Source organism: Streptomyces sp. SID13031, assembly GCF_010548305.1.
Lineage (GTDB): Bacteria > Actinomycetota > Actinomycetes > Propionibacteriales > Kribbellaceae > Kribbella.
This window is the reverse complement of sequence record NZ_JAAGLV010000003.1, coordinates 196,456-209,058: the sequence shown is the minus strand read 5'-3', so window position 1 is coordinate 209,058 and position 12,603 is coordinate 196,456. Positions and strand designations below refer to the sequence as shown.

The following is a 12,603-nucleotide window of genomic DNA, read 5'->3' as shown; positions in this document are numbered from 1 at the left end:
TGTTTATCCACCCAGGTATTCGTCGTCGCCGGGGTAGCTGACCCCGATCTGTCTACGCGTCTCGTCGAGCAGGTCGAGGATTTCGATCGTGGCGGCATGCGGGAGGGCGGGGCATTCGATCTGCCCCGCTCGCAGGGCCCGCATCACCTCGGCTGCTTCATAGTGGTACCCAAGGCCATGCGCCGGTACCTCCACCCGCTCCTGGCCCGCCGCCGTACTGCGGACGTAGTACTCGGGGTGGTGGAAGCGGTTCGGGAGCAGCAGGCTGCCCTCGGGGCCGCTGACCGAGGCCGTCCAAGGGTTCTGGGAGCGCAGCCCGCAGGTCAGGGCTGCGACGGCGCCGGAGTCGTAGCGCCAGGCCATCGCGACGTTCAGGTCGACGCCGTCGTCGTTGAGCGACCCGACGGCCTTCAGCTCGGCGGGTTTGCCGAGCGCCATGTGGACGAACGTCATCGGGTAGATGCCGCCGTCCATCAGTGCGCCGCCGCCCAGGTCGCGGTCGAGCAACCGGGCCGGCAGTCGCGGTTTGTGGAAGCCGAAGTCTGCCAGGGCCTCCATCGGCTCGCCGATCGTGCCCTTGGCCAGGTCTTCGAAGAACGCCTGGATGACGGGGTTGGTACGCATCCACATCGCTTCGGCGAAGAGCGTGTTGTTCTCGGCGGCGACGGCGATCAGGTCGCGGGCCTGCTTCGCGGTCAGCGTGACCGGCTTCTCGCACAGCACGGCGATCTTGGCCTGCAGGGCGGCCCGGGCGATCGCGTAGTGCTGCGGGTGCGGAGTACCGATGTAGAGGACGTCCACCTGGCCATCGTCGATCAGCCGGCGCCAGTCGTCGTACCGGTGCTCGATGCCGAACTCGTCGGCGAACTTGTTGGCGCTCTCCAGGGACCGGGAGGAGACGGCAGTGGCCACCGCCTCGTCGCTGAGTACGGCGAGGTCCTTGGTGAACGACGTGGAGATGTTGCCAGTAGCAACGATTCCCCAGCGGACTCGATCTTCTACACCCATTGTCTGAACTCCGGGGTCGGGAACGGGCCGTGAGCCTTGATTCTCGCGGTTTCGAACGCGTGCGCCAAGCGAATGAGGGTGGCATCACTGCGGCCGGTGCCGTGGAAGGTGATTCCGACCGGCAGGCCCTCGACCAGCCCGGACGGCACCGCCAGCAGCGGATAGCCCGCCAGCGCCGCATGGGACGACGAACTGCCGAGCACGTGATCGCCGTTGATCAGGTCGATCGCCCAGGCCGGTGAGTAGGACGGCGTGACCAGGGCGTCGAGCTGATTGTCGCGCAACAGGTTGTCGATACCGTCGCGGCCGGCCCGCAGTCCGGACAACCTCGCCGCGGCGTAGATCGCCGAATCGAGTCCATCGGTCTCGTCCGAGCGCTCGAACAGCTCCTGTCCGAAGTACCGGAGCTCAGTGTCGGCGTGGGCGTTGTTGAAGGCGATCACGTCCGCCAGGTTGCGCGGGCCGCCCGGGTGGCGAGTGGCGAGGTAGGCGGCGAGGTCGACCTTCATCTCGTACGCCAGGATCGCGAGCTGGTCCTCCTCGCTGCCCGGCGACGGCAGTGACAGCCCGTCGACGAGCGTCGCGCCCGCTGCTGAGAGGAGGGTCAGGGAGTGCTCGGTGACCTGGTCGAGGCTGGTCGAATACCCCCACAACGGACCCCGCGGTACTCCGATGCGAAGGCCGGTGAGGTCTTCCCCTCGGCAGCTGGCCTCGTAGTCAGTGCCACCGCCGGTCATCACGGTGAGCAGCGCGGCGGCCTGGCGGACCGTCCTGGTCATCGGGCCGGCCGTGTCCTGGGAATGACTGAGCGGGACGATGCCCTGCTGGGGGATCAGCCCTACGGTCGGTTTGAGGCCGACAACGCCGTTGAGGGCGGCCGGGCAGACGATCGACCCATTGGTCTCGGTGCCGATCGACAGGTCGGCCAGCCCGGCGGCGACTGCTGCGCCGGAGCCGCTCGAGGAGCCGCCGGCCGAGCGGTTCAGGGCGTACGGGTTGCGCGTCAGGCCGCCGTACGCGCTCCAGCCGGACGACGAGGCCGAGCCGCGGAAGTTGGCCCACTCGCTCAGGTTGGTCTTGCCCAGGATGATGCAGCCGGCCTCACGCAGGCGGCGGACCAGCGGGGCGTCGTACGGCGGGGGTGGCTGGCCGGCCAGCGCCAGCGAGCCCGCGGTGGTGGGCAGGTCGGCGGTGTCGATGTTGTCCTTCACCAGCACGGGGAGGCCGTGGAGTGGTCCACGAGCCCGCCCGTCGTCACGCTCTGTGTCCAGTCGGGTGGCTTCGGTCAGGGCTGCTGGGTTGGGGGTGCAGACGGCGTTCACGAGGGGATTCAGCTCGGAGTACCGGTTCTGCAGCTCCTCGACCGTCGCGACGGCGGTTCGCGGACCGGGCGACACGTCGCCGGGGCCCTGTCGAGTTGAGCTCACACCGTCGATCCTGCCAGAGTTGAGCCTGCCCGGCCGTCCGCCTGGTGTCCGTGGGATGAGTCCCGCGACACAACCCTGGGTAGTTGCGCGGTGAATGACATTGCTGTCGTTCTCCGCGTAGGGTGGAACGCGGACGGACGATCACCGACCGCACGGGAGTCACCAGCAGATGGACAGCGCCAACGCCAGCTCTTCCGGCCCCGCCGAAGCAGCCCTGCCGGCTATCGCTGGGTTGTCTGACCGCGACGGTGCGATCCTCGGCTTCGAGCGGCACTGGTGGAAGTACGCCGGAGCCAAGGAGCAGGCGATCCGGGACCAGTTCCAGATGTCGGCGACCCGGTACTACCAGGTGCTCAACGCCCTGATCGACAAGCCCGAGGCCCTCGCGCACGACCCGCTGCTGGTCAAGCGTCTGCGCCGGCTCCGGGCTGCTCGCCAACGGGCCCGATCCGCCCGCCGCCTGGGCATCGAGGTCTGAACTTTGAACCGCTCGCAGGACGAAAAGGGCCAGGTCCTCTCGTCCCTCGTCGCCGTGCTCGCCGTCGTCGCGATCGTCGGTGGGCTGCTGGTGCTGTTCGGCACCCGCGGTAACGACAGCGTGGCCGACTCGGGGAAGCCGGCCGGCAAGACCACGCCTTCGACCAAGCCTTCTGTCAAGCCTTCGGTGACGCCGTCCTCGGCTGATCCGACGACGCCTCCGGTCACGCCTTCTGCAAAGCCCAGCTCTGTGCCTGTCACGGAGCCGACTTCGCTGCCGTCCACGGAGCCCTCCGGCCAGCCGACCGCGCCGCCGAGTGCTCCGGCATCGATCCCAGCTTCCGAGCGGCCGGCCGTGGAGGTCTACAACAACACTCCGCGCAAGGGTCTCGCCGAGGATGTCGCGATCCGGGCCCGGCAGTCCGGCTGGATCGTCACCGGCCGGGACAACTGGCACGGCAAGATCGTCGCCAGCACGGTGTACTTCCCGGCCGGCATGCAGGCCGAGGCGAACCAGCTCGCCAAGGACATCGGGGTCGGCCGCACCAAGGACGCCCTGCCGAACATGAAGAAAGATCGGCTGAGCGTCATCCTGACGACGGACTACGCCGGATGAGCACTCCCGTGCTGGCGACTGCAGCCGGGCGGGAGGGCTGGGAAGCGATCGTCGAGAACCCGGCCGGCGCGGTGATCGCCTCGGACTTCGACGGCACGCTGTCACCCCTGGTCGAGGACCCGTCGATGTCCCGCGCGGCCGATGGAGCGCTGGATGCACTCGCCCGGCTGGCCCGCTCGGTGGGCCAGATAGCCATCGTGACCGGCCGGCCCGCACTGGTCGCCACCGAGCTGTCTGGGGTCACTGGGCATCCGGGGCTCGGGCGTCTCGTAGTACTGGGTCACTACGGGCTGGAGCGGTGGGAGGCTTCTACTGGAGCTGTCACCAGCGACCCTGTACCTGCGGGGGTTGCTGTCGCTCGGGAGAAGCTGCCTGCGCTACTGCATGAGGCGGGGCTGGGGGATGCCTTCGTAGAGGACAAGGGCAGCTCACTGGCGATCCACACCCGCCGCCTTGCCGAGCCGGTGCCTGCGCTCGAAGCACTGCGCCAGCCGCTGACTGAGCTGGCCGAGTCGGTCAACCTCCGCCTGGAGCCCGGCAACCTGGTCCTGGAGCTCCGCCCACCCGGCATCGACAAGGGCGTGGCCCTCCGCCGCCTGATCGAGTCCACCGGCGCGCGCTCAGTCCTCTACGCCGGCGACGACCTAGGCGACCTAGCCGCCTTCCAGGCCCTCAACGCCCTCCGCTCCGAAGGCCTACACGCAGTACTAGTGGCTACCCGCTCCTCAGGCGCCACCGCCCTCACAGACGCCGCCGACATAGTCGTAGACGACCCAGCCGGCGTAGTAACCGTCCTCACGGCCCTTTCGGACGCGATCGCAACCCGCTGAACGCCTGAGTCAAGGCCTGACCGAGCGGCCGCACCGGCTTCTCGTCGTAGTTACCGTCGGTCAGACTCGCGAGCCGTTCGAACGGATTGCGCGAGGCCGGGCACCCGGTCCGAAGAAACGACCAGACGACGCCGAGGACGTAGAGCGGCAGCATCGGCAACCCGAGCAAACAGAAGTATTGCCACGAATGCCGCTCCTCATGCTTGACCAGGATCGGCCGCGCCTCGAAGTACGCCCGATCATGCATGCTCAACACCACGTTCCCGATCGTGAACGCACTGGCCACCGGAAACCCGAGCTTGTAGCCGTTCGCGTAGAACAACCCACGCGGCCCCCGACTGAACTTCGCCCGCCCGATCACCCCGACGATCACCCCCGCGAGCGTCGACAGATTCACCGCGTTCCCCACCGACTTCACCACCTGCCACCCCGACATCGCCCCACCTCCGCTCTCAGTATCAACCGCCCTCCACCCCGATGTCCTAATGTCGCAATTCTTAGGACATCCCTCCAGCGGCGACCACGGAAATGCCCCACAACGCGGAGCCCGCCACCGTCTGCCCAGTCCTTACGTCCGAACAACTGCGCAACACGTTCCGCCACTTCTTCGGACGCTAGCGACGGCCGGACGGCCACGCATGCAAAACCCGGGTCGGCGGCTTGATGTGCCGAGGGAAGCGCTTGCCGGCCAGGTTGGGTATGCGTGGCCGTCCGGGCTGCTGGGGTGGGTAGCTGCGTGGGGCTCCAACAGCGGTTGTCGGTGGGGTGGGTGAGACTGGGTGGTGTGAGTTCTGTGGTGCGGCGGTGGCGGGCTGGGCGGGTGGTGGATCCGCATGTGGTTATTGGGGGGTTGCGGAAGGGGCCCGGGGATCCTGCGTATGTGTTCGAGGCGGGGCGGCGGACGGTTTGGCGGGCTACGAGGACGCCTGATGGGCCGGTGCTGATCAGGCTTACGCCGTACTCCGCGCTGGGTGAGGTCGAGGCGGAGGCGTGGGGGCCGGGGGCTGCCTGGGCTGTCGATGGGGTGCCTGAGTTGTTGGGGGACGGGGATAGCTGGGAGGGGTTCGAGCCGCTGGCGGAGCATCCGGCGTTGGTGGAGGCGGCTCGGCGGTTTGCTGATTTTCGGGTGCCTCGGACTCGGGCTGTGTTCGAGGCGATGGCGGCGGCTGGGATCGAGCAGGTGGTGACGGGCAAGGAGGCGTTCGCGGGGTGGCGGATGCTGCTGCGGGAGTACGGGGAGCCGGCGCCGGGGCCGGGGGCGTCTGACGGGCGGAAGATGATGGTGCCGCCGTCGCCGGAGGAGTGGCGGTTGATTCCGTCGTGGCAGTGGTTGCGGGCGGGCGTCGAGGGGCGGCGGTCGCGGGTGGTGATCACGGCGGCGACGCGGGCCGCCGCGCTGGAGCGGACGCTTGAGCTGACCGATGGAGCTGAGGTCGAGCGCAGGCTCAGATCCCTGCCTGGCGTGGGCGTCTGGACCGCGGCCGAGGTCCGGCAGCGCGCTCACGGTGACGCCGACGCGTTCTCCTTCGCCGACTACCACGTCTCGCGCGACGTCTCCTACGCGTTGACCGGCGAAGAGCTCGACGACGACGGCTGCGCCGAACTGATCGAGCCCTACCGCGGCCACCGGTACCGCGTACAAGCCCTGCTGGGGCTGGCCGGCATCAGCCACCCGCGCTACGGCCCCCGCAAATCCCTCCCAACCCACACCCCAGGCGCCACCCACCGCCTGCGCTGAGCGCTCGGAAGACGCCAGAGTGGTCGGCCGTTTCAGGCTGTCCCCGGGTACTGAAGTCGGGGCGGGCTGGGCACTGGGTTCGCAATATGGAGATTGACGGGGATGGGCTGTACCTGGTTGCGGGCGTGGCTCTGCTGGTCGGGGCCGTACTGCCGCGGCTGTTGCGGCGGTATGCGATCTCGGCGCCGATCGCGTTCGTGGCGGCCGGGTTGCTGCTGGGGCTGTTCGTGCAGCAGGGGCGGGTCAGCCCGATTGCTGAGCCGGAGCTGACCGAGCATCTGGCCGAGTTGACGATCCTGGTCGCGCTGATGGGTGTCGGGCTGGCGATCGATCGGCCGATTGGGTGGAAGCGATGGAAGGCGACCTGGCGACTGCTGCTGGTCGCCATGCCGGCCTGTATCGCCGCTGTCGCCGGGGTGGGGTGGCTGGTCGGGTTGGCGCCTGCCACAGCACTGCTGCTGGGCGCAGTACTGGCTCCGACCGATCCGGTGCTCGCGTCGGACGTACAGGTGCAAGGGCCGACGACCGGGGCGGGCGCTGAGCCCGAGGAGGATGACGAGGTGAGGTTCGCCCTCACCTCGGAGGCCGGGTTGAACGACGGGCTGGCGTTTCCGTTCATCTACGCGGCCGTTTTCGCCGCGACCAAAGGCACGGTCGGGCACTGGGCGCTGGAGTGGTTCGCCTGGGATCTGATCGGCAAGACCGTGATCGGCGTCGCCATCGGGGTCGGCGCCGGCTGGCTGCTCGGGAAGATGGCGTTCTCCGCGCCGTCGCGCACCTTCCGGCTGGCCGATTCGCGCGAACCGGTACTGGCGCTGGCGATGACCCTGGGCGTCTACGGCCTCACCCAAGTACTGCACGGCTACGGATTCATCGCCGTGTTCGTCGCCGCGTTGACGCTAAGGGCCTCGGAGCGCAGCCACGATTTCCACGGGGAGCTGCACGGGTTCATCGAGCAGCTCGAGCACATCCTCACCTGGGGGATCCTGCTGCTTCTCGGGGTGGCGGTCACCGGCGGGCTGCTCAAGCCACTGACCTGGGCAGGCGCCGCGATCGGGCTCCTGCTCGTCCTGGTGATCCGCCCATTGACTGCCTGGATCTCACTCACCGGTACGCCGATGGGCCGGTCCGAGCGATGGGTGGCGGCCGCGTTCGGCGTACGGGGTGTCGGTTCGGTCTTCTACCTCGCCGACGCGGGCGCCGACTTCAGCACCGACCTGCCGTGGCTATGGGCGACCGTCGGCTTCACCGTCGTGCTGAGCGTGGTCGTCCACGGTGTCGCCGCCACTCCACTCATGCGCATGCTGGACCTCCGCCGCGATCGCGCCGCCTGAGCCGAGCGACAGCTGGGTCGTGACGCGGTACCGGTCGCCGCGGTAGACGGCTCGGGTGAACTCGAAGAGCCGTCCGTTCTGATCCCGGGTCAGTCGCTCCAGGACGAGCACGGGCGCTCCCGCAGCCACGCCAAGCAGCAAAGCCTCGGTGGCGTCCGCTGCTGCAGCCTCGTGCACCTGCTCGGCATCAGTCGGTACTACGCCGTACCGGTCCCGAAGCAGCGCATAGAAGGAGCCAGTCTCGATCGCGCTGAGGTCGATGGCCGGGACGAGCTCGTCCAGGACGTGGATGGTCTCCACCGACATCGGTTCACCGTCGACGAGCCGCTGCCGGGCGATCCGTAGTACCGGGGTGCCCGGGGTGACGCGCAGGCGGCTGCCGAGCGTCATGCCGGCGGGGATCACCGCGTGGTCGAGCACGCGGCTGGTCCACGTCCCCGCGGCCGGAGGATAGGCGGCCCCACGCGAGGTGGGACCGCCGACGATCTCCTGGACGACCTTGGGGCTGCCGACGAACATGCCACGGCCGTGTTCGCGGACCAGCCAGCCGTCGCGGATCAGATCGTCGACAACGGCTCGCAGCGTCGGCCGGGAGATCCCCAGCTCGGCGGACAGCTGGCGCTCCGACGGGATCGCCTGACCGACGGCCCGTGCTTCGATCAGGCCGATCAGGTGTTCGCGCGCACGATCGCGCTTGCGGAGGCTGGCTGTCACAAGGTCCCAAACGTTAGTGCCCCGAGTCCGAAGTTCTTTGACGTGGGTGGCGCCCAGGCACGCACCTCGCGGCACTTGAGAATCATCCACTGTCAAACAACTTCGAACTCGGGACACTAGCTGTACACCCGAACGTAGTCGACCAGCATCTTGGCCGGGAACGCGGTGGCGGAGTTCGGGGGACCCGGCCAGACCCCACCGACAGCCAGGTTGAGCAGCAGGTAGAACTCGTGGTCGAAGACCCACTTGGCGCCGGCCGGGAGGTTCGCCGGGGTGATCCGGAGGTACTGCCGTCCGTCGACCTTCCAGAGGATCTGGGCCGGCGACCACTCGACGCTGTAGACGTGGAACGCGTCGGACCACTTCTGCCCGGCCGGCAACGAGGTCTGGCCGCCCGGACCGTTCTCCGAGTGGTACCCCGGTCCGTGCACCGTGCCGTAGAGCGTGCCGGGCTCCTTGCCGATGATCTCCATGATGTCGATCTCGCCGTTGCCCGGCCAGTCGACCTCGTCGATGTCGTTGCCCATCATCCAGAACGCCGGCCACAGGCCCTGCCCGGCCGGCGTCTTGATCCGCGCCTCGAACCGGCCGTACGCCTGGTCGAACTTCTCCTTCGTGGTGATCCGGGCGGAGGTGATGTCGCAGCTCCCGAACTGGCACTTCTCCATCCCGGGCAGCTTCTCCTTGCGGGCGCTGATGACCAGGTTGCCGGCGCCGTCGGTGGACGCGTTCTCGCGGCGGTTCGTGTAGTACTGCCACTCCTCGTTGCCCCAGGCGGGTTCGCCGCCGAGCTCGAAGGTCCAGCGCGCCGGGCTCGGCCTGGTACCGGCCGGTTCGCTGAAATCGTCCTGCCAGCTGATCGCGAGCGGCGGGACGTACTCGGGTTTGCGGTCGGCCGTGGCGGACGTGATGGCCAGCGCTGCCGAGGCGATGACGACTGCGATCAGCGCAGCCGTGGGGCGGGCTCGTCTCATGACACCTCCTGGGTGTGGTCGATGTCCCGCACGATCCCACACTGGTCAGGAAGTGGTCAATATTGCTCCAGAGCGGCGGCCGGGAGATGAGATCGACTGTCTCGCATGATGGGACCGGGAGACACAATATGGACCCGATTGGGTAACCTCGGCAGTGCTCATCCAGAGGGACTGAGGGAAACGGCCCGTTGAAGTCCCGGCAACCCTCCCCGTAGGGCGTCTCGATCCGAGGCGTTCGGCGGCGGACCGGTGCCAAATCCGTCCTGTGCCGAGATCCGGTCCGGGGAAGATGAGGAGGGAAAACTCCGTCATGAGCCTGAGCACCGCAGCCACCACCCACACCATCCGTGAAGGTGCCTTCGGCAACGGAACGCATCTGAGCTGCCGCGCCTGTGGCGCGAAGTCCGAGCTCGGTCCGTTCTACGCCTGTATGGAGTGCTTCGGTCCGCTGGAGGTCGGGTACGAGTTCCCGACCATCACGCGCGAACAGATCGAAGCCGGACCCAAGAACATCTGGCGGTACCAGCCGCTGCTGCCCGTCCCCGTCGACGTGGCCAGCTTCCCGAACATGGAGCCCGGCTACACCCGGCTGATCGACGCCGGCAACCTGGCCCGCGAGCTCGGTCTGCGGAAGCTCTGGGTGAAGGACGACTCGGGCAACCCGACCCACTCCTTCAAGGACCGGGTTGTCGCAAGTGCACTCAGTGCCACCCGCGAGCTCGGCATGAGGGTCTTCGCCTGCCCCTCCACCGGCAACCTCGCGAACGCCGTCGCCGCGGCCGCCGCGCGAGCAGGCATCCGCTCGGTCGTGTTCATCCCGCAGGACCTCGAGCGCCCCAAGATCATCACCACCGCCGTGTACGGCGGAACGCTGGTCGCCGTCGAGGGCAACTACGACGACGTCAACAAGCTCGCCTCCGAGATCGCCGGTGAGGAGGAGGGCTGGGCGTTCGTGAACGTCAACGTCCGCCCGTACTACTCCGAGGGCTCCAAGACGCTGGCGTTCGAGATCGCCGAGCAGCTCGGCTGGCGGATCCCGCAGCAGGTGGTGATCCCGGTCGCGTCCGGCTCGCAGTTGACCAAGATCGACAAGGGCTTCACCGAGCTCGGCAAGCTGGGCTTGGTCGACGCGACCGACTACAAGATCTACGGAGCGCAGGCGACCGGGTGCTCGCCGGTGGCGCAGGCGTTCCGCGACGGCTACGACGTGGTGAAGCCGGTCAAGCCGGACACCATCGCGAAGTCGCTGGCGATCGGGAATCCGGCCGACGGACCGTACGTGCTGGACGTGGCCCGGCGTACCGGCGGGGTGATCGAGGACGTCAGCGACGAAGAGGTCATCCAGGGCATCCAGCTACTCGCCCGGACCGAGGGCATCTTCACCGAGACCGCGGGCGGGGTGACCGTCGCGACGCTGAAGAAGCTGATCGAGACGGGGCAGCTCGACCCCGACGCCGAGACGGTGATCATCAACTCCGGCGACGGGCTCAAGACGCTCGACGCCGTGGCCGACCGGGTCGGCCCGAAGGTCACCATCCCCGCGTCGTACGACGCCTTCGTGAAGGCTGGTCTGCAGTGAGTGTGAGCGTCCGTGTCCCGACCATCCTGCGCCCCTACACCCAGGGTGTCTCCGAGGTCTCCGTCGAGGGGGCGACCCTGAGCGAGGTGCTCGAGTCCCTCGACACCTCATACCCCGGTATCAAGGGCCGCGTCCTCGACGAGTCCGGCGAACTCCGCCGCTTCGTCAACATCTACGTCGACAACGACGACGTCCGCTTCTCCGAAGGCCTCCAGACCCCCATCAAGGACGGCGGCCAGATCTCCATCATCCCCGCCGTCGCCGGCGGCTGACCCGCCCCGCGCGCCGTCTCAGGGGTTAACCCCTGAGACGGCGGGTTGCCCAGTCAGAATCTGAGCGGGCAACCCATCATCTGCGGGGTTAACCCCTGAGACGTCGCGGCAGTGGAGTGGCGGTCAGTCGGTGCCGGATTCCATGGCGGCGTTGTCGAGGAGGGTGTCGGCGGGGTTGGGCTCGCCCCGGGAGGCGATTGCGTCTGCGCCGCCCGTCGTCATCTCGCCGATCAGGGTGGTCTCGCCGAGCTGGTTGGTGTCGGCGCCGAGCAGCTCGGCGTGGGCGGTGCCGATCATGCCGAGGCCGGCGTACTGCTCCAGTTTGGCGCGGGAGTCGGCGATGTCGAGGTTGCGCATGGTCAGCTGGCCGATCCGGTCGACCGGGCCGAAGGCGGAGTCCTCGGTGCGCTCCATCGACAGCTTGTCCGGGTGGTAGCTGAAGGCCGGCCCGGTGGTGTTGATGATCGAGTAGTCGTCGCCCCGCCGCAGCCGCAGCGTGACCTCACCGGTGATCGCCGAGCCGACCCAGCGCTGCAGCGACTCCCGGATCATCAGCGCCTGCGGGTCGAGCCAGCGGCCCTCGTACATCAGCCGGCCGAGCTTGCGGCCCTCGTTGTGGTACGCCGCCAGCGTGTCCTCGTTGTGGATCGCGTTCACCAGCCGCTCGTACGCCGCGTGCAGCAGCGCCATCCCGGGCGCCTCGTAGATACCGCGGCTCTTGGCCTCGATGATCCGGTTCTCGATCTGGTCGGACATCCCGAGCCCGTGCCGGCCGCCGACCGCGTTGGCCTCCAGCACCAGGTCGACCGCCGAGCCGAACTCCTTGCCGTTGATCGTCACCGGCCGGCCCTGGACGAAGCCGATCGTGACGTCCTCGGTGGCGATCTCGACCGCCGGGTCCCAGAACTTCACGCCCATGATCGGGTCGACCGTCTCGATCCCGGTGTCCAGGTGCTCCAGCGTCTTCGCCTCGTGCGTCGCGCCCCAGATGTTCGCGTCGGTCGAGTACGCCTTCTCGGTACTGTCCCGGTACGGCAGGTCGTGGGCGAGCAGCCACTCGCTCATCTCCTTGCGCCCACCGAGCTCGGTGACGAAGGCGGCGTCGAGCCACGGCTTGTAGACCCGCAGCTTCGGGTTGGTCAGCAGTCCGTACCGGTAGAACCGCTCGATGTCGTTGCCCTTGAAGGTCGAGCCGTCGCCCCAGATCTGGACGTCGTCCTCGAGCATCGCGCGGACCAGCAGCGTGCCGGTCACCGCCCGGCCCAGCGGGGTGGTGTTGAAGTACGCCCGGCCGCCGCTGCGGATGTGGAACGCGCCGCAGGTCAGCGCGGCCAGCCCCTCCTCGACCAGCGCGGCGCGGCAGTCGACCAGCCGGGAGATCTCGGCGCCGTACGCCTTCGCGCGGCTGGGGACCGTGTCGATGTCGGGCTCGTCGTACTGGCCGATGTCGGCGGTGTAGGTGCAGGGCACGGCGCCCTTGTCGCGCATCCACGCGACCGCGACCGACGTGTCGAGCCCTCCGGAGAAGGCGATGCCGACCCGTTCGCCGACGGGCAGAGAGGTGATGACCTTGGACATGAGAATAAGTATGCACTGGTCTGCATGATCATGCAAACCGTCTGGATAGGATGACC

At 68.3% G+C, this 12,603-nt stretch carries 13 protein-coding genes and 1 riboswitch; of the genes, 7 read left to right on the top strand and 6 right to left on the bottom strand.

The genetic code is table 11. The features are described 5' to 3' along the window. Window positions 1-3: 3 nt before the first annotated feature. Complete coding sequence (locus G3I17_RS08305; RefSeq protein WP_164595349.1) at window positions 4-1,008, bottom strand: Gfo/Idh/MocA family oxidoreductase; 1,005 nt, start codon at window positions 1,006-1,008, stop codon at window positions 4-6. Then, window positions 999-2,435, bottom strand: a complete 1,437-nt coding sequence (locus tag G3I17_RS08300; RefSeq protein ID WP_203589901.1) for an amidase — start codon at window positions 2,433-2,435, stop codon at window positions 999-1,001. Before G3I17_RS08300 ends, G3I17_RS08305 begins: the two co-directional genes overlap by 10 nt. Before the next feature lie 169 nt (window positions 2,436-2,604). On the opposite strand from G3I17_RS08300, the gene G3I17_RS08295 reads away from it, so the two are divergent. Genes G3I17_RS08295 through otsB form a run of 3 tightly spaced genes read left to right on the top strand, consistent with a single transcriptional unit; the run spans window position 2,605 to window position 4,358 of the window. Continuing rightward, a complete protein-coding gene (locus tag G3I17_RS08295) occupies window positions 2,605-2,913 on the top strand; it encodes a DUF3263 domain-containing protein (RefSeq protein ID WP_164595348.1) in 309 nt (102 codons plus the stop codon). 3 nt (window positions 2,914-2,916) lie between these two features. Further along, window positions 2,917-3,528: a LytR C-terminal domain-containing protein gene (locus G3I17_RS08290; RefSeq protein ID WP_164595347.1), complete on the top strand. Its 612-nt coding sequence runs from the start codon at window positions 2,917-2,919 to the stop codon at window positions 3,526-3,528. Next, entirely contained in the window at window positions 3,525-4,358 is an 834-nt protein-coding gene (otsB, locus tag G3I17_RS08285; protein ID WP_164595346.1) for a trehalose-phosphatase, read from the top strand. Before G3I17_RS08290 ends, otsB begins: the two co-directional genes overlap by 4 nt. On the opposite strand, the gene G3I17_RS08280 is transcribed toward otsB, so the two are convergent. Continuing rightward, complete coding sequence (locus G3I17_RS08280) at window positions 4,324-4,794, bottom strand: hypothetical protein (RefSeq protein ID WP_164595345.1); 471 nt, start codon at window positions 4,792-4,794, stop codon at window positions 4,324-4,326. The two genes, otsB and G3I17_RS08280, sit on opposite strands and share 35 nt — an antisense overlap. A gap of 501 nt (window positions 4,795-5,295) precedes the next feature. Here G3I17_RS08280 and G3I17_RS08275 point away from each other — a divergent pair. Together G3I17_RS08275 and G3I17_RS08270 are read left to right on the top strand one after the other, a co-directional pair. Beyond that, complete coding sequence (locus G3I17_RS08275) at window positions 5,296-6,096, top strand: DNA-3-methyladenine glycosylase 2 family protein (RefSeq protein ID WP_203589900.1); 801 nt, start codon at window positions 5,296-5,298, stop codon at window positions 6,094-6,096. Window positions 6,097-6,182: 86 nt separating this feature from the next. Continuing rightward, window positions 6,183-7,430, top strand: a complete 1,248-nt coding sequence (locus tag G3I17_RS08270) for a cation:proton antiporter (protein WP_164595344.1) — start codon at window positions 6,183-6,185, stop codon at window positions 7,428-7,430. On the opposite strand, the gene G3I17_RS08265 is transcribed toward G3I17_RS08270, so the two are convergent. After that, entirely contained in the window at window positions 7,323-8,144 is an 822-nt protein-coding gene (locus G3I17_RS08265) for a GntR family transcriptional regulator (protein ID WP_164595343.1), read from the bottom strand. The genes G3I17_RS08270 and G3I17_RS08265 overlap by 108 nt on opposite strands. Before the next feature lie 116 nt (window positions 8,145-8,260). Next, window positions 8,261-9,118: a glycoside hydrolase family 16 protein gene (locus G3I17_RS08260; protein WP_164595342.1), complete on the bottom strand. Its 858-nt coding sequence runs from the start codon at window positions 9,116-9,118 to the stop codon at window positions 8,261-8,263. A gap of 155 nt (window positions 9,119-9,273) precedes the next feature. Further along, window positions 9,274-9,414, top strand: a riboswitch (SAM riboswitch). Between the two features lie 14 nt (window positions 9,415-9,428). Here G3I17_RS08260 and thrC point away from each other — a divergent pair. After that, window positions 9,429-10,697: a threonine synthase gene (gene thrC, locus G3I17_RS08255; RefSeq protein WP_164595341.1), complete on the top strand. Its 1,269-nt coding sequence runs from the start codon at window positions 9,429-9,431 to the stop codon at window positions 10,695-10,697. After that, window positions 10,694-10,969 carry a MoaD/ThiS family protein gene (locus G3I17_RS08250; protein ID WP_164595340.1) on the top strand — a complete coding sequence of 92 codons (276 nt, stop codon included), beginning with the start codon at window positions 10,694-10,696 and terminating at the stop codon, window positions 10,967-10,969. The genes thrC and G3I17_RS08250 overlap by 4 nt, the downstream gene beginning before the upstream one ends. A gap of 123 nt (window positions 10,970-11,092) precedes the next feature. On the opposite strand, the gene argG is transcribed toward G3I17_RS08250, so the two are convergent. Beyond that, entirely contained in the window at window positions 11,093-12,547 is a 1,455-nt protein-coding gene (argG, locus tag G3I17_RS08245; protein WP_164595339.1) for an argininosuccinate synthase, read from the bottom strand. Window positions 12,548-12,603: the final 56 nt, after the last annotated feature.

What these genes read in the sequence shown, in the direction of transcription:
- G3I17_RS08305 (WP_164595349.1), bottom strand. Translation starts at nt 1,008, where the DNA reads ATGGGTGTAGAAGATCGAGTCCGCTGGGGAATCGTTGCTACTGGCAAC.
- argG (WP_164595339.1), bottom strand. Translation starts at nt 12,547, where the DNA reads ATGTCCAAGGTCATCACCTCTCTGCCCGTCGGCGAACGGGTCGGCATC.
- G3I17_RS08270 (WP_164595344.1), top strand. Translation starts at nt 6,183, where the DNA reads ATGGAGATTGACGGGGATGGGCTGTACCTGGTTGCGGGCGTGGCTCTG.
- G3I17_RS08295 (WP_164595348.1), top strand. Translation starts at nt 2,605, where the DNA reads ATGGACAGCGCCAACGCCAGCTCTTCCGGCCCCGCCGAAGCAGCCCTG.
- G3I17_RS08260 (WP_164595342.1), bottom strand. Translation starts at nt 9,118, where the DNA reads ATGAGACGAGCCCGCCCCACGGCTGCGCTGATCGCAGTCGTCATCGCC.
- otsB (WP_164595346.1), top strand. Translation starts at nt 3,525, where the DNA reads ATGAGCACTCCCGTGCTGGCGACTGCAGCCGGGCGGGAGGGCTGGGAA.
- G3I17_RS08280 (WP_164595345.1), bottom strand. Translation starts at nt 4,794, where the DNA reads ATGTCGGGGTGGCAGGTGGTGAAGTCGGTGGGGAACGCGGTGAATCTG.
- thrC (WP_164595341.1), top strand. Translation starts at nt 9,429, where the DNA reads ATGAGCCTGAGCACCGCAGCCACCACCCACACCATCCGTGAAGGTGCC.